General features: G+C 55.5%; 17 protein-coding genes. 14 read left to right on the forward strand and 3 right to left on the reverse strand.

Annotation, left to right across the window (positions count from 1 at the left end; all coding sequences use genetic code 11):
* The 4 genes from S7A_RS18680 (at position 1) to S7A_RS18695 (ending at position 3,052) form a co-directional block, all read left to right on the forward strand.
* On the forward strand, positions 1 to 738 hold the full coding sequence (locus tag S7A_RS18680) for an amino acid ABC transporter ATP-binding protein (protein WP_009092882.1): 738 nt from the start codon (positions 1 to 3) through the stop codon (positions 736 to 738).
* A gap of 20 nt (positions 739 to 758) precedes the next feature.
* The gene (locus tag S7A_RS18685) at positions 759 to 1,574 is read left to right on the forward strand and encodes a transporter substrate-binding domain-containing protein (RefSeq protein WP_009092883.1); all 816 of its coding nucleotides are present in this window, start codon (positions 759 to 761) and stop codon (positions 1,572 to 1,574) included.
* 79 nt (positions 1,575 to 1,653) lie between these two features.
* On the forward strand, positions 1,654 to 2,343 hold the full coding sequence (locus S7A_RS18690; RefSeq protein WP_009092884.1) for an amino acid ABC transporter permease: 690 nt from the start codon (positions 1,654 to 1,656) through the stop codon (positions 2,341 to 2,343).
* A gap of 16 nt (positions 2,344 to 2,359) precedes the next feature.
* Entirely contained in the window at positions 2,360 to 3,052 is a 693-nt protein-coding gene (locus S7A_RS18695) for an amino acid ABC transporter permease (protein ID WP_009092885.1), read from the forward strand.
* A gap of 98 nt (positions 3,053 to 3,150) precedes the next feature.
* Here S7A_RS18695 and S7A_RS18700 read toward each other — a convergent pair whose 3' ends face one another.
* Entirely contained in the window at positions 3,151 to 3,354 is a 204-nt protein-coding gene (locus S7A_RS18700) for a hypothetical protein (RefSeq protein ID WP_009092886.1), read from the reverse strand.
* A gap of 135 nt (positions 3,355 to 3,489) precedes the next feature.
* Between S7A_RS18700 and S7A_RS18705 the strand changes: the two genes are divergently transcribed.
* The 8 genes from S7A_RS18705 to S7A_RS18735 all read left to right on the forward strand — a co-directional run bounded on the left by S7A_RS18705 (position 3,490) and on the right by S7A_RS18735 (position 9,643).
* Entirely contained in the window at positions 3,490 to 4,182 is a 693-nt protein-coding gene (locus S7A_RS18705) for an SOS response-associated peptidase family protein (RefSeq protein ID WP_009092887.1), read from the forward strand.
* Positions 4,183 to 4,776: 594 nt separating this feature from the next.
* Complete coding sequence (locus tag S7A_RS21035; RefSeq protein ID WP_071987831.1) at positions 4,777 to 4,968, forward strand: general stress protein; 192 nt, start codon at positions 4,777 to 4,779, stop codon at positions 4,966 to 4,968.
* Between the two features lie 93 nt (positions 4,969 to 5,061).
* The gene (locus tag S7A_RS18710; protein ID WP_009092889.1) at positions 5,062 to 5,631 is read left to right on the forward strand and encodes a DUF4142 domain-containing protein; all 570 of its coding nucleotides are present in this window, start codon (positions 5,062 to 5,064) and stop codon (positions 5,629 to 5,631) included.
* 312 nt (positions 5,632 to 5,943) lie between these two features.
* The gene (locus S7A_RS18715) at positions 5,944 to 6,987 is read left to right on the forward strand and encodes a catalase family peroxidase (protein WP_009092890.1); all 1,044 of its coding nucleotides are present in this window, start codon (positions 5,944 to 5,946) and stop codon (positions 6,985 to 6,987) included.
* The gene (locus S7A_RS18720; RefSeq protein WP_009092891.1) at positions 6,987 to 7,568 is read left to right on the forward strand and encodes a cytochrome b; all 582 of its coding nucleotides are present in this window, start codon (positions 6,987 to 6,989) and stop codon (positions 7,566 to 7,568) included. Before S7A_RS18715 ends, S7A_RS18720 begins: the two co-directional genes overlap by 1 nt.
* A 54-nt stretch (positions 7,569 to 7,622) precedes the next feature.
* The gene (locus tag S7A_RS18725) at positions 7,623 to 8,213 is read left to right on the forward strand and encodes a TetR/AcrR family transcriptional regulator (RefSeq protein ID WP_009092893.1); all 591 of its coding nucleotides are present in this window, start codon (positions 7,623 to 7,625) and stop codon (positions 8,211 to 8,213) included.
* Positions 8,214 to 8,363: 150 nt separating this feature from the next.
* Positions 8,364 to 8,996: a hypothetical protein gene (locus S7A_RS18730; protein WP_009092894.1), complete on the forward strand. Its 633-nt coding sequence runs from the start codon at positions 8,364 to 8,366 to the stop codon at positions 8,994 to 8,996.
* Between the two features lie 68 nt (positions 8,997 to 9,064).
* A complete protein-coding gene (locus S7A_RS18735) occupies positions 9,065 to 9,643 on the forward strand; it encodes a DUF308 domain-containing protein (RefSeq protein WP_009092895.1) in 579 nt (192 codons plus the stop codon).
* A 24-nt stretch (positions 9,644 to 9,667) separates the two neighbouring features.
* On the opposite strand, the gene S7A_RS18740 is transcribed toward S7A_RS18735, so the two are convergent.
* The gene (locus tag S7A_RS18740; RefSeq protein ID WP_033736757.1) at positions 9,668 to 10,528 is read right to left on the reverse strand and encodes a LysR family transcriptional regulator; all 861 of its coding nucleotides are present in this window, start codon (positions 10,526 to 10,528) and stop codon (positions 9,668 to 9,670) included.
* A gap of 124 nt (positions 10,529 to 10,652) precedes the next feature.
* Here S7A_RS18740 and S7A_RS18745 point away from each other — a divergent pair, with 124 nt between their 5' ends.
* Entirely contained in the window at positions 10,653 to 11,399 is a 747-nt protein-coding gene (locus S7A_RS18745) for an SDR family NAD(P)-dependent oxidoreductase (protein WP_009092897.1), read from the forward strand.
* 97 nt (positions 11,400 to 11,496) lie between these two features.
* On the forward strand, positions 11,497 to 12,975 hold the full coding sequence (locus S7A_RS18750) for an MFS transporter (RefSeq protein ID WP_009092899.1): 1,479 nt from the start codon (positions 11,497 to 11,499) through the stop codon (positions 12,973 to 12,975).
* On the opposite strand, the gene S7A_RS18755 is transcribed toward S7A_RS18750, so the two are convergent.
* Positions 12,972 to 13,805 (reverse strand): oxidoreductase, encoded by an 834-nt coding sequence (locus S7A_RS18755; protein WP_009092900.1) that lies wholly within the window; start codon positions 13,803 to 13,805, stop codon positions 12,972 to 12,974. The genes S7A_RS18750 and S7A_RS18755 overlap by 4 nt on opposite strands.
* Positions 13,806 to 13,828: the final 23 nt, after the last annotated feature.

A 13,828-nucleotide genomic window follows, 5' to 3' on the forward strand; every position in this document is an offset into this window, starting at 1 on the left:
ATGTTAGAACTCAACAATATTACGCTCGCTTACGGCAGCAACCCGATTCTTAAAGGCGTCGACCTGTCGGTCAAACGTGGCGATGTGGTGTCGATCATCGGGCCAAGCGGCACCGGGAAAACCACGCTGCTGCGCTGCATCAACTATCTGGCGAAGCCCTCCGCGGGGACGATTCAGCTCGATCAGATCCGCATGGATTATCAGTCACCCGACAAAGCGGCGATTCAGGCGATCCGTCTGCGTACCGCTATGGTGTTTCAGCAGTTTAACGTCTTCAAGAATATGACGGTGCTGGAGAACGTGATGGACCCGCTGATCGTCATCCAGCGTAAAACCCGACAGCAGGCGCGCGACATCGCCGTGCAGGAGCTGGAGCGCGTAGGCCTGGGGGCGAAGCACCATCACTATCCGTCACAGCTGTCTGGCGGGCAGTTACAGCGTACCGGTATCGCCCGGGCGCTGGCAGTCCGTCCCGATGTGATGCTGTTTGATGAACCGACCTCATCGCTCGATCCTGAGCTGGTGGGGGAAGTGCTTAAAGTGATCAAAGATGTGGCGTCATCCGGCATTACCTCGCTGCTGGTGACGCACGAAATGCAGTTTGCGAAGAGCATTTCGAACCGCATCGTGTTTATGGATCAGGGTGTGGTGGCTGCGCAGGGGACGCCAGCAGAGATGTTTGATAACCCCACGCTGCCGCGCCTTGCCCAGTTCCTCAACTCAGAAAAAGTATTCTAATAAACACAGGAATCAGAGACATGCCTGCAATCAAAACCACATTACGTCGCCTGGCCGCGCCTGGCATCATCGCACTGGCCCTGATCAGCGGTAACAGCTTTGCGGATGCCGTTCGCACCATTAAGATCGCCACCGCAGCAGAGTCCAAACCCCTGTCATGGGGCGCAATCGGCCATGAGCCACAGGGCTACGAGCCGGACGTACTGAGAGCGATCAACGCGAAACTGCCACAGTATAAATTTGTGATGGAAGGCGCGGCGGATATCGCTCAGGAAACCGGTCTGGTGACCGGCAAATATGACATGGCGACGGGCGGATATTATAAAGCGCCTGCCCGCAGTAAACAGTTCCTCATCCCGGATGCACCGATCGGTGCCAGCCTGATGAAGATTTACAGTCGCAGCGACAGCAACATCAACGGCATGAAAGATCTGGTCGGTAAGAATATCGTGCCGGTGACCGCAGGCGGTGGTGTCTATAAGTTTGTCACCCAGTGGCAGCAGGAAAATCCGAACGACAAAATCACCATCAAAGCGTCCAGCGCGGGTGTGCCTTACCCGGATCGCCTGAAAGAGGTGCAGAACGGGAAATATGACGCGCTGATCCTGCCGTCAAATCTGGGTGAGCAGACGGTCATCGACAACCAGAAGCTGGCGATCAAAGCCAGTGAGCCGGTGGTGATTAACAACACCTATGTGCTGATCCACCGCTCCGCTGAGAATCAGGCGCTGAGTGATGACATCGCTCAATCGTTGAAGGCGCTGAAAGCGGATGGCACGCTGGATAAGCTGGCGCAGAAGTGGTTTGGCGAAGACGTGACGAAGTACATGAAGTAACAGATTCACTGCGCCCGGTGTCAGATCGGGCGCAGGCTGTCCTTTTTAGCAGGAGTGTTTCACCGTGAATCTATCCTCCATGATCCCAGAACTGCTGTCGGCGCTGCCTCTGACGCTCGGCATCATGTTTGTGGCGATGATTATCGGGTTCTTTCTGGCGCTTATCGCCACGTTTTTCCGCGTGCGCCGTCTTCCCGTGATCAGCCAGCTGGCCGATCTCTATGTCTCCTACGCGCGCAGCGTGCCCGTGGTGCTGCAGCTGTTTGTCGCCTTCTACGGCATGCCACTGATTACCGATAACTTCGGTTTTCGCGACTTTTTCACCGCCAACGTGGCGGCGATGATCGGCCTGAGCCTCTATCACGGGGGTTACCTGTCGGAAGTGATGCGCCCGGCCTATCTTGCGGTTGAGCGTGGTCAGCACGATGCCACCGACAGCCTGGGCTACAGCTTCCGCCAGAAAATGCTGCGTGTCATCGGCCCACAGGCGGTGCACTTTGCGCTGCCGGGCTACGGCAATGCCATTATCTATCTGATTCATAACGTGGCGCTGGTGATGTACATCGGTGCAGCTGATGTGATGGCGACCGCGCACCTGATTATGGAACGCGACTACAACCAGTATCAGTTTGGCACCTATCTGGTGCTGGCCGTGCTCTATTCACTGCTGTGCGGTGTGGCGTGGCTGGTTATCCGCTTCTTCGAACAACGTCATGCGAAGTACAGCGCTAAGTCTGCACCGCGCGTGAAGTTCACCACCAGCGTCTGAGCAGGGGAGAAAAACTATGTTTGATGCTGAGGTGTTACTGCCGGACTTCTGGAGCATTCTGGATGCGGTGCCGGTAACGCTGCTGATGGCAGTGACGGTATTCATCTGTTCGACGCTGCTGGGCGGACTGTTTGCCTTTATTGAGCATCAGCGCATCCCGGTGCTGCGGCAGCTGGTCATCGCCTACAAAATTGCCTTCAAAGGTGTGCCGATGGTGGTGGTGATTTTTCTCGCCTACTACGGTCTGCCCCCGGCGCTGCACTTTGTCGCCACGCTGTCCGGAATAGCGGTCAATGCTCACTCTCTGCCGAACTGGGTCATCATCATTGTGGCGCTGAGTGCCTGCGTAGCGGCGTTCCAGGCTGAAGTGTGGAAAGGCGCGCTGAATTCGTTCGACAGCGGTCAGTCGGATGCCGCCTTATCGCTCGGCTACAGCGGCGGACAGCTGTTCCGTCGGGTGATGTTTCCACAGATCATCGTGGCGGCAATCCCCGACCTGGCGAATGCGTTTATGGTGATCATGAAAGCCCTGTCGCTGGCGTTTGCCATCGAAGTGGTGGATATTTTTGCTCAGGCCCAGTTAACGGCAGCCCTGAACTTCTACTATCTTGAAGCCTTCCTGATTGCGGCAGCGTTCTATATGGTGATTGCTTATGTGGTCACGAAAATTGCCGACAGGATCGAAGCCGCACTCCGCGTGCGCACCTGATGATTATTGCGTTGTCATGAAGGGCCGCCCGGTGTGGCATATGCCGGGCGGCCAGGATCGGTTAAACGCAGGTTCGCCGATTTTGATCAAATGGGGCACTACGCAGGCCGGACCCTGGCTTTAGTGGGATGTCCGTCGCGGCCATCATCATGCGTGTGATCAGGATCGGGCTCAATCAGCACGATAAAATCCTCTCCTTTTCCGTCGCGCGGCAACGTAATTAAATCGCCTGCGCGGGGTTTCGCGTCAAAGTCATGCTCTTCTTCCACACCTGTATCTTCAAAAACCACCGTAATTTTCATTTTCGCGTCCTCTATCTGATGAGCTGCGTCGTGACCTCAGTATTCGCTGACGCTGACCAGAATAAGAGTAGCGCATCCTGAAAATAGCCTGAGCGGCCTGCCCGTAACACACTATCCTTTGCAGAGGAGGTAACTATGTGTGGACGGTTTGCGCAGTACAGCAGCAGAGATGAATACTTTGACGCACTGGGGCTGACGCCCGATGAGGTCATTTACGATCCGGAACCGATAGGGCGCTACAACGTTGCGCCTGGAACAAACGTCCTGCTGCTCAATGAGCGGGAGGATGAGATCCACTTTGACCCGGTCAACTGGGGTTATGGTCCGGAGTGGTGGCACAAGCAGCCACTCATCAATGCGCGGGGTGAGACGGCTGCCACAGGGCGTATGTTTAAACCTCTCTGGGAGCATGGACGCGCCATTGTTCCGGCAGATGGCTGGTTTGAGTGGAAGCGGGACGGCAAAGCAAAACAGTCCTATTTTATCTGCCACAAAAAGCAGGAGCCGCTGTTCTTTGCGGCGATTGGCAGGGCGCCTTTCGGCAGAGATCACGGGCGCGAGGGGTTTGTCATCGTAACGGCCGCGAGCAATCAAGGCATGGTCGATATTCATGACCGCCGCCCGCTGGTTTTGCGTGCCGATGCTGTACGCGAATGGCTGAGTGCAGAAACCACGCCAGAACGTGCGCAGGAGATCGCACGTGACGCAGCCTTACCTGAGACGGCATTTACCTGGCATCCTGTTACCCGCAAAGTCGGGAACATTCATAATCAGGGTAAATCCCTGATTGAGGCGATTGAACCTGACTCAGTCGGAAACGCAGATTGAATTGATTTCCGGATTGCGTCCCGCGCCGCTGGCAGAAATTCAGTGAACTGTATTTTCATAGATTCGGGATTGCTCCTGGCCCTCTGACAGATTGCCACATTTTAAGGGAAGCGGTACTTTACTGGCGCAGTTCATTTATCTGCCATCGATGACAACTGCTGGACCGGAAACAGGAAACATTTACTGAAAATTCCAGCTTCACGATTTTGTCTCATTCCTGCTTTTTATTTTTTTGCCGCTTACGCTTTATTTCGTAAAAACAGTCTGTGATTTTCTTCTTTTAGCGCCAGTCCTGCTGATTTTACGCGGGGCAGCAGGCTCGTAAGATTATTTAACATGCTGATCAGGCAGCAGGTTATCTGAGTTATTGACGGGACTAAGAATCGTCTTAAAAGCTCATGGAAGAAACTATACAGTGAATTTCGGCCCGGTACAGATATCAGGGTGAAGCTATTGCTTATAAAGACTATATATTTATTTTTAATCGAAACGGGAATAATCAGCGCGATTATTCCCTGAAGAAATTAATAATAAAAAGTTGTGTTTAAACACCATTCAAACCACGCTTGTTGAGTCCTTAACATTTAAAGTGAGATGAATATGGAAAAGCACAGAGGCGGATCGGGTAATTTCGCAGAAAATCCCCAGCGGGCTTCAGAAGCAGGGCGGATTGGCGGAAAAGCCAGTAGTGGAAATTTTAAAAATAACCCTGAACGGGCCGTTGAAGCGGGACGTAAAGGGGGTTCAGTGAGCCGTCGCGGTAAAACGCAGGAAACCCGTGCCTGACTCCGCTATTGCTGCACGGTATTCAGATCTATTTTGTCCGGAACTTTGTGCCGTGCAGAGTTCATTTTCTCCCGCCCTGTTCAGGAGCACACAATGCAATATACAAAAACGGTGAAAGGGCTGCTGGCTGTCTCAGCAGTGGTGACCCTGTTCTGCAGTGCCAGCGTGCAGGCTCAGACGCAGACAAACACACCGCAAAGCGGTAATCCCGCCTCCTCCGCATCGAACGGAAAACTCAGCGCCGGCGACCAGAAAGCGGTTAAAGAGATGGCGCAGGCCAATATCAATGAAATTGCCGCCGCAAAAATCGCGCTCAGTAAGTCGCAAAGCGCTGACGTTAAGGCCTTCGCTCAGAAGATGGTTGCCGATCACGGCGCTGCCCTGACCAAAGTGCAGACGGTCGCTCAGCAAAAAGGGGTCGCGCTACCCACTGAGCCGGATGCCACCCATAAGGCGATGGCCCTGGAACTGGAAAAGCAGAGCGGCGGGGCATTTGACAAAATGTATATGGAAAATGCCGGCCTGAAAGACCATAAAATGGTGCTGTCAACGCTGGAAAGTGATGCTAAGACGATAAAAGATCCGGATGTAAAAGCGCTGGCCGACGCGCATACCCCGGTTGTTGAGCAGCATCTGAAATCTGCCCAACAGATGTCGCAGTAACCGGCTCAGGTTATTGAGTAAACAGCGTGCCGGGTGGGCAGGGCGTCCGGAAGAGTGGACGCCATTTGTCGCGATGTACCGGCCGGACAAGACGCTGTCTGTAACTCCTGCTACGCCCCTCATCCAGCTTCTTCTCTGAAGCACAGATGATTAAAAGAAAGACGCAAAGTCGTTTGACACCTTAGCCTACCTACTAGTAGATTCATTGCAGGCCCGGCGCGATTAACGGGTTCATCTTCTGTCAGAGGCAAAACGTGAAGGATGACGCGCGAATGAGCGTTGACGTTAATTTCTGCAATGTTGAGTGTGTTAATGAATAAATCTTCTCTTTCTGACCGTCAGAAATTAGCGCGTCTGGCGATAATCGCTGTCATACCGTTACTGTTGATTGCGCTCATACTGTGGGCGGGTGGCTGGCTGGACAGGTCGCGGCTGACATCGGATAAGCTGGTCACGGCTTTAGAAAAGTCGGGCGGCAGGCATCCAGGCTTTCGCCGCAATCATGCCAAAGGCGTCTGTATTCTGGGCGACTTTTCGTCAAACGGTAACGCCAGTGCCCTGTCGCGCGCCACGCTGTTCGCGCCAGGGGTGACGCCTGTGGTGGGTCGTCTGGCAATTGCAGGCGGCAATCCCCATGCGCCTGACTATACGGTGCCGGTGCGCAGCATGGCGCTGGCCTTTTATCAGAAAAATGGTGAACAGTGGCGAACCGGCATGAATGCGATGCCGTTCTTTCCGGTCCAGAGCGTGGAGGGTTTTTACGATCTGCAGGTCGCGACGCTGCCGGATGCCCGAACGGGTAAACCCGATCCCGCTAAAGTTCAGGCTTTTGTGCAGCAGCACCCGGAGATCAAACGCTTTTTTGGCTGGGCAAAGCAGGCAGTGCCTTCTTCCAGCTGGATAAGCGATCGCTTTAACAGCCTGAACGCCTTTAATTTTATCGATGCCGCAGGCCATTCCCATCTGGTGCGCTGGAGTATGGTGCCGCACGCTGACTATCAGCCGATAGCGGTAAAAGAGAAGGGGGACGCTGACTTCTTACGGAACGATTTGCAGCAGCGACTGGCACAGGGGCCGCAGCAGTGGGACCTGATCATCACCGAGGCGGATGCAGGGGATAAAGGCAATGATGCGTCGGTGGCGTGGCCAGAAGACCGCAAGAAGATCACTGCCGGAACCCTCACCATCCATACGATGACGGCTCAGCAGGATGGCGCGTGTAACGATATCAATTACGATCCGCTGATTTTACCGGATGGCATTGCAGCCTCGGATGACCCGCTTCTGAATGCGCGTTCATCTGCGTATGCCAAATCTTATAATGCTCGCACCCACGAACAGGCCGGGGCTCACTGATGAAACAGAAAAACACTTTTCACCCGGCACTGCGCATCGTCCACTGGCTGATGGCCGCGGCCATCATGGCAATGCTGTTTATGGGTGTCGCCATGGTCTCCACGGTGTCGTCATGGCACAGCCTGCTGGTGGCCATACATAAACCGCTGGGCCTGATGATTCTGTTGCTGGTGATTGTGCGGCTCTGGCTGCGCTTCACTACCGCCAAACCTGCGCTGCCGCCCACGCTACCGGGCTGGCAGAAGGGGTTAGCGCATCTGTCCCACTGGGCGCTGTATGCCATGATGCTGGCTCAGCCCCTCATCGGCTGGGCGATGCAGTCGGCCGCTGGTTATCCTATTACCCTGGGTGACCGGGTGCTGCCGGCCATTTTTCCTGTCAGCAACGACGCCTATGCTCTGCTGCGGCCGCTTCACAGCTGGGTTGCTTTGGCCCTTTTCATGACGGTGATGTTGCATCTTGCCGCTGCCCTGTTCCATGGATTGATACTCCGCGATGGGGTGTTCAGCAGTATGGCTGGCCTGAGTAAGCGTAAAGGAGGCGCGCCAGGCTCGCTTGACAACCCGCATGGCGGTCAGTAGGTTCAGGGCCGTTTACCGATTTGCCGCTAATTGATCTCAACTGCCGGAGCATGCATGAGTACCGAACGTTCACAGAAAGCCGAAGAAATAATGCACCATACCCGAATGCTGCTCACCTCCGGCGGATATAACAGCTTCAGCTATGCCGATCTGGCTGAGCGGGTAAAAATCCGCAAATCCAGTATTCATCACCATTTCCCCGCCAAAGCGGATCTGGTGCAGGCGGTGGTGAGTGATTATCGTCAGCAGGCACAGACAGGCATGGCGGCAATCAGTCAGCACTTCGCCGGAGATGCCCTGGGGGAAATTAACAGCTATGTGAACTTCTGGGCCACCTGCATAAAAGAGAACAACTCGCCTTTCTGTATCTGTGTGATGCTGGCTGTGGAGTTACCGGTTTTACCTGAAGAGGTCGCTCAGGAAGTGACCGGACATTTTAGCGATCTCACGGAATGGCTGACCGCCGTGCTCGACAGGGGAAATAAGAGCCACGTGTTTAGCCTGCAGGAAAGTGCAGCAGCAGAAGCGAAATCGGTTATGGCGACGGTACATGGTGCGATTATTGCTGCACGCGCTTTTAATAATGCCGACATATTTTTGCAAATTGTCGAACCGGTAATAAAACGATTACTGAAAAATCACTAAGCGAGTCCGGGTAAATAGCCGCTTTTGCGGCATCTGTTACTATTTTCCAGCTTTCATTTAAATTCAGCGCGCTGCTGCTGAATTTTATTGCGGGCTATCCAGAAGAACGGTTAATTATCCCCGGTAATTACATTATCCGGAATCTCTGCCATGCATCCGCTGGCGGAACAGACCGCTTTTGTCTCAGCAAACACGAGGAAGTTATTTATGACGACAGTTCGTGCTCTGCCATCATTACCTGTTCTCTCTTCATTCTGTTTTAGAATGAGTAACCAGCCTGACGCCATTGCAGCCGGTTTTCAGACGCAGTTGCAGAATAAGGTCCGGCTTTCACTGGCTCATAAGGTCCCGCTGCCCGCAGGGCAAAAGATAGTAATCGCTGCCACTCCTCAGCGGACGCACATTGATGCACTTCTTGCGCAACTGCTGGCGGACAGAAAGCGAGTCTCAGAGGCCGTCTGCCATGCGGCAGAGCATCGTGAATCTGCTTCATTGCCGTGCCAGCTGATGAATAAAAATGAACTCGCGTTGAGATGTGACGCTGACGTTTATTCACTAATCCCGGACGTGCCGTTTGTCTGCCCGCCACTTTATCCGCCAGGGAGTGTGAGCCCGTTAACGCCGATTGTTATCTGGACTGCGCCTGAGATCGTCCGGTTCCCTGCTTTGATTACCAGAGGAGGGCCTTTGCGAATACGCAGTGTTCGTCTGATAAACAAAGCCAGTTATCGCCGGAGGGGAATCAGCGAAAACGACCTGAATGATATTGCCCCGTCTCACTGAAACGCCGGGCACTGAGTCAGTCAGCGCCTGTGAAAGTATTTACCTTCAGATCAAACCGGAGAGTTATTATGCAGACCCCTCAACCATCTATTACTCACGCCCAGAACCAATGGCTTCAGTCTTATTACTATATCCGCGCGACCGCATCTGTTATCTGGATCCTGCTTGCGGTGTTGATTGGTAAAGATCATCCCGGCATCGGAGCCGTTCTCTTTATTCTCTATCCGGCCTGGGATGCACTGGCAAATTATTTAGATGCCAGTAAGTCAGGCGGATTAGCGGTAAATCCACCGCAGAAATTTAACCTGATTGTGAGCCTGATTGTCGCGGCGGCGATTATCTGGTCACTCTCCGTCAGCATAAATGCGACCATTAAAGTCTTTGGCATCTGGGCAATATTTTCGGGCCTGCTTCAGCTTTCGGCGTCCCTCCGCCGCTGGAACTCTTCCAATGGGCAGTGGGCGATGATTTTAAGTGGTGCGCAATCTGCGCTGGCGGGCATTTTTATGTTCAGGCAGGCGAGCAGTGATATGCATCTGGATGTCACCACGGTTGCCCCCTACGCGGCGTTTGGCGTCTTCTATTTCCTGATTTCCGCCATCACGCTGACCCTTAAAAATGGTCGCAGGCGTAAAGTGACGGTGTAAGTCACCTGACGCCGTCATGCCCTGTCAGTCGGGTTCCGGGGCCAGCATCGTTTCTGCAAGATCAAGCAGGGCACGCAGCCGGTCCATATGACGGAGGTCCTGATGATAGCCTGCCCAGATATCCCTTGAAGGCGGCATATCTGGCGTGGCTATGCGCTGCAGGCCATGCGTGGCGTCCCCCAGTGGCTGAGGCAGCACGGCGACGCCCATCCCGCGCAGGCACATCTGTGCCTGAACAGCCCGGCTGGTGCTTTTGAATGCCGGGGCCGACTGCGGAAACCGTTCCAGAAGCCAGGAAACGTCAGGAAAGTGTGACTGTGCGCTGTTCATCAGGATCAGCCCCACCGAAGAGGGGGCGCTTAACAGCGCCTCCGCCTTCTCTGGCGTCCCGTAAAGGGCATAAGGCACGCTCATCAGACGTCGCTGAACAATGTCGGGATCGGTAAAAGGCACAATTCGAAATGCGACGTCGGCATCGCGGCGCGACAGATCGAGCAGGCGAAAGCTGGCGATCACCTCCGGCACGAGCGCCGGATGACGGCGCGTCAGTTCGCTCAGAACCGGTGCCAGCACGTAGTTAGTAAACCACTCTGCCGCTGAGATACGTAAAATCCCTTCAAGGCGTTCATGATTTCCGGCCAGGCGTCGCTCCATCGCCAGCGCCGAATTTTCCATCGCTTCGGCCAGCTTCATCACGCCGTCACCGGCATCGGTCAGCACCAGGCCATCCTGTGTCCGGCGAAACAGTGCCTGCTGCGCCTCATCCTCCAGGGCCTTTATGCGGCGTCCTACCGTCGGATGACTTACGCCCAGACTCAGGGCCGCTTTCCCGTAAGAGCCGTTACGCATGACGGCAAGAAATACCTGAACATCACTCCACTCCACAGCCGCGCCCCTCCGTACAAAAATGAACATCGAATATACAAAAGTGTCAGTTCTCAAACAACTTTGAAGGTATCAACATAGCTTTCATCGGGTCGCCGCAGGCCTCTTTATCAGGAAGCTAACTATGAAGAGATTAAAAGACAAAGTCGCTCTTGTTACCGGTGGTTCAAAAGGTATCGGAGCCGGAATAGCCCGTCAGCTGGCCGCCGAGGGGGCGAAAGTGGTTGTCAGTTACCTCTCAGACAGAGAGGGGGCTGAGCAGGTGGTCGCCTCTATCGACGCGGCCGCGGGCGAGGCGCTGGCTGTGGCGGCCGATGTCACCAGCCAGGCCGGCGTTGAAGCTCTGGTCAGCACCACGCTCGCGCATTACGGACAGCTGGATATTGTGGTGAACAACGCCGGTGTTTATCAGTTCGCTGCCATTGAGGAGAGCACCGAAGCGCTCTATCGCCGCCAGTTCGACATCAATGTTCTGGGGCCGTTGTTAGTCACCGCGGCGGCCGTCCCTTACATGGGCAGGGGAGGCAGCATCATCAACATCAGTTCGTTTGTCACCCGCGTCTTCATCGCCGAAAGCGCCATCTACAGCGGGGCTAAAGGCGCGATAGATGCCATCACAGGGGTTCTTTCAAAAGAGCTCGGCCCGCGCGGCATCCGGGTAAATGCAGTCAATCCCGGTCTGATCGAAACAGAAGGAAGTCACAGCGCTGGCGCAATGAATTCAGCGTTTCAGACGTGGAATGAAGCGCAGACGCCGCTCGGCCGTATCGGTCAGGTGGACGATGTTGCACCGATCGTCTCTTTTCTCGCTTCAGAGGAAGCGGGCTGGATAAACGGTGAAGTGATACTGGCCTCCGGCGGTATGCGCTGATTGTCGCGCCGCTGGGCTGACAGAGGCGACACGCCCCTTCCGATCCCTTGCCTCATGTCCCTGACGGGGGACGTTTCCATTTTCTAAGGAGTGATTAATGTCCATACATCACATCCCGCAGGTCGAGCCGCGTCGCTGGGCCATGTTTATCATTTTACTTGTCGGCGCTTTCCTGCCGCCGCTCGATTTCTTTATCGTCAACGTGGCACTGCCCGCGATTCAGCATGACCTGGGTACGTCATCCTCGGCGGAGCAGCTGGTGATCTCCTCTTATGCCGCGGTGTATGCGGTGACGCTGATTACCGGAGGACGTCTGGGTGATATCTATGGTCGTGGCAGGATGTTCTTTCTGGGGCTGATCGGTTTTGCCGCTGCCTCTGTGCTGTGTGGTTTTGCCTGGTCACCCTGGGTTCTGATTGCCGGACGCATACTGCAGGGGGTGACAGCCGCCATTATGGCCCCGCAGGCGCTGGCTTCCGTTCAGGCTATTTTTCCTGAAGCGGAGAGACCGCTGGCGCTGAGTATCTATGGTGCCGTGTTTGGGCTGGCTTCTGTTATCGGGCAGGTGCTGGGGGGCATTCTGATTCAGGCCGATCTGTTTCATCTCGGATGGCGGGCAATTTTTCTGGTTAACCTGCCGGTAGCGCTGCTGGTTGTTCTTTTTGGCCTGCCGCTGCTGAAGGAAACGCGGGCACCCTCCGCTCAGCGACTCGATCCTGTTGGCACACTGCTGGCAACGCTGACGCTGAGTGCGCTGATTGTTCCGCTGATTGAAGGCCGGGAGGCAGGGTGGCCCTGGTGGACGTGGCTGCTCTTTGTGACGGTCCCGCTGCTGGCCTCAGCATTATGGCGTTATGAGCATCGCCTCAGCCTTAAGGGCGGAACGCCACTGCTGAATCCGACTGTGCTGCGCGCGCCGGGCCTGGGGCAGGGACTGGTCATCGTTCTGCTGTTCTATTCGATTGGTACCTTCTTTCTGCTCTTTTCTGTGTATCTGCAGGGCGCGCTGCATCTGAACGCGCTGACAGCAGGCACGCTTTTTCTGCCCTTTGGTCTGGGATTTCTGATCGGGCCACTGCTCACCCCTTACCTGAGACGCTTTGTCGGCAACCTGCTCAGCGCCATCGGGATGGGATGCGAGACCGCGGGACTGGCGGGGCTGGCATGGCTGATCGCCACGACGCAGACAGGCCACTCTCCCGCCATGCTGCCGCTCGCGGCGCTCCTTTTCCTGACGGGGCTGGGTCAGGGGCTGGCCATGCCAACGCTGGTGCGGATGGTGACAGGCCAGGTTGCGGCGCCATTTTCAGGGATGATTGCGGGCGTCACCAGCGCCGCGTTGCAAATCAGCACGGCGCTCAGCGTGGCCGTCATCGGCGGACTTTTCTACAGCCTGCTCGGCAGTGATAAAAGTGCAGCCGGGATTTCGCAGGCGTTTATCGTTGCGCTTTTGACGATGGCCGGCTGCCTGGCAGTGGGGGCAGGGCTGAGTATCCGCTTAATCCGCCGCACCTCCGGGCGCACGAACGTCTCAGCCAGCGTTTCCCTTCCATCCCGCCGTCGCGGAACCGGTTAGTCATCCGTCGAGCGCGTAACCGTTTCCCAGCGATCGATCTCCTCACTGAGTGCCGTCAGCTTCTGGCGCACTAAGTCCAGGGCATCACTGCCCAGCAACAGATGAGCGGGTGGATTGTGGCTTTCAATCAGCGCCAGTATGGCCCGGGCAGCCTTTGCGGGGTTGCCGCGTTGCTTTCCGCTCTTTTCTTCACGGGCCTGACGGATGGGGTCGAATAATGCGTCATAGTCCGGGATCGTGCGCGCGCTTCTTACCATCGAACGCCCCGCCCAGTCTGTGCGGAATGAGCCGGGGGCCACAGCGGTAACCGCGATATTAAAGGGTGCCAGCTCTTTGCCTAAGGTTTCTGAAATGCCCTCTAATGCAAACTTGCTGCCGCAGTAGTAGCTGATGCCGGGCAGGGTGATAAAACCGCCCATCAAGGTGATGTTAATGATATGGCCGCGACGGCGCTGACGCATGCCCGGCAGCAGAGCCTTGATCATCGCGACCGCGCCAAAGACATTAACGTCAAACTGGTGGCGCATCTCTTCCAGAGAAGACTCCTCCATGATGCCTTCGTGGCCGTAACCGGCGTTGTTTACCAGCACATCAACTTCACCGAAGGTAGACTCAATCTCCCTGACCACCTCATCAATACGCTCAGCCTCTGTCACATCCAGCAGACGGCCTGCCGCACGCGCAGGATCCAGCGCCTCAAATGCCTCCAGCGCTGCACGGTTACGCACCGTGCCGATGACCCGATGCCCGGCTTTGAGTGCCTCCTGTGCCAGAGCAAGACCAAACCCGCTGCTGACGCCTGTGATCAGGATTGTTTTTGCCGTTGTCATAACCAGAACCTCCATGAATTGTC

Origin of the sequence: Pantoea sp. Sc1 (genome assembly GCF_000255315.1) — a bacterium.
Lineage (GTDB): Bacteria > Pseudomonadota > Gammaproteobacteria > Enterobacterales > Enterobacteriaceae > Pantoea > Pantoea anthophila.

What these genes read in the sequence shown, in the direction of transcription:
- S7A_RS18690 (WP_009092884.1), top strand. Translation starts at nt 1,654, where the DNA reads ATGATCCCAGAACTGCTGTCGGCGCTGCCTCTGACGCTCGGCATCATG.
- S7A_RS18680 (WP_009092882.1), top strand. Translation starts at nt 1, where the DNA reads ATGTTAGAACTCAACAATATTACGCTCGCTTACGGCAGCAACCCGATT.
- S7A_RS18750 (WP_009092899.1), top strand. Translation starts at nt 11,497, where the DNA reads ATGTCCATACATCACATCCCGCAGGTCGAGCCGCGTCGCTGGGCCATG.
- S7A_RS18735 (WP_009092895.1), top strand. Translation starts at nt 9,065, where the DNA reads ATGCAGACCCCTCAACCATCTATTACTCACGCCCAGAACCAATGGCTT.
- S7A_RS18695 (WP_009092885.1), top strand. Translation starts at nt 2,360, where the DNA reads ATGTTTGATGCTGAGGTGTTACTGCCGGACTTCTGGAGCATTCTGGAT.
- S7A_RS18715 (WP_009092890.1), top strand. Translation starts at nt 5,944, where the DNA reads ATGAATAAATCTTCTCTTTCTGACCGTCAGAAATTAGCGCGTCTGGCG.
- S7A_RS18720 (WP_009092891.1), top strand. Translation starts at nt 6,987, where the DNA reads ATGAAACAGAAAAACACTTTTCACCCGGCACTGCGCATCGTCCACTGG.
- S7A_RS18755 (WP_009092900.1), bottom strand. Translation starts at nt 13,805, where the DNA reads ATGACAACGGCAAAAACAATCCTGATCACAGGCGTCAGCAGCGGGTTT.
- S7A_RS18710 (WP_009092889.1), top strand. Translation starts at nt 5,062, where the DNA reads ATGCAATATACAAAAACGGTGAAAGGGCTGCTGGCTGTCTCAGCAGTG.
- S7A_RS18745 (WP_009092897.1), top strand. Translation starts at nt 10,653, where the DNA reads ATGAAGAGATTAAAAGACAAAGTCGCTCTTGTTACCGGTGGTTCAAAA.
- S7A_RS18725 (WP_009092893.1), top strand. Translation starts at nt 7,623, where the DNA reads ATGAGTACCGAACGTTCACAGAAAGCCGAAGAAATAATGCACCATACC.
- S7A_RS18705 (WP_009092887.1), top strand. Translation starts at nt 3,490, where the DNA reads ATGTGTGGACGGTTTGCGCAGTACAGCAGCAGAGATGAATACTTTGAC.
- S7A_RS18700 (WP_009092886.1), bottom strand. Translation starts at nt 3,354, where the DNA reads ATGAAAATTACGGTGGTTTTTGAAGATACAGGTGTGGAAGAAGAGCAT.
- S7A_RS18730 (WP_009092894.1), top strand. Translation starts at nt 8,364, where the DNA reads ATGCATCCGCTGGCGGAACAGACCGCTTTTGTCTCAGCAAACACGAGG.
- S7A_RS18685 (WP_009092883.1), top strand. Translation starts at nt 759, where the DNA reads ATGCCTGCAATCAAAACCACATTACGTCGCCTGGCCGCGCCTGGCATC.
- S7A_RS21035 (WP_071987831.1), top strand. Translation starts at nt 4,777, where the DNA reads ATGAATATGGAAAAGCACAGAGGCGGATCGGGTAATTTCGCAGAAAAT.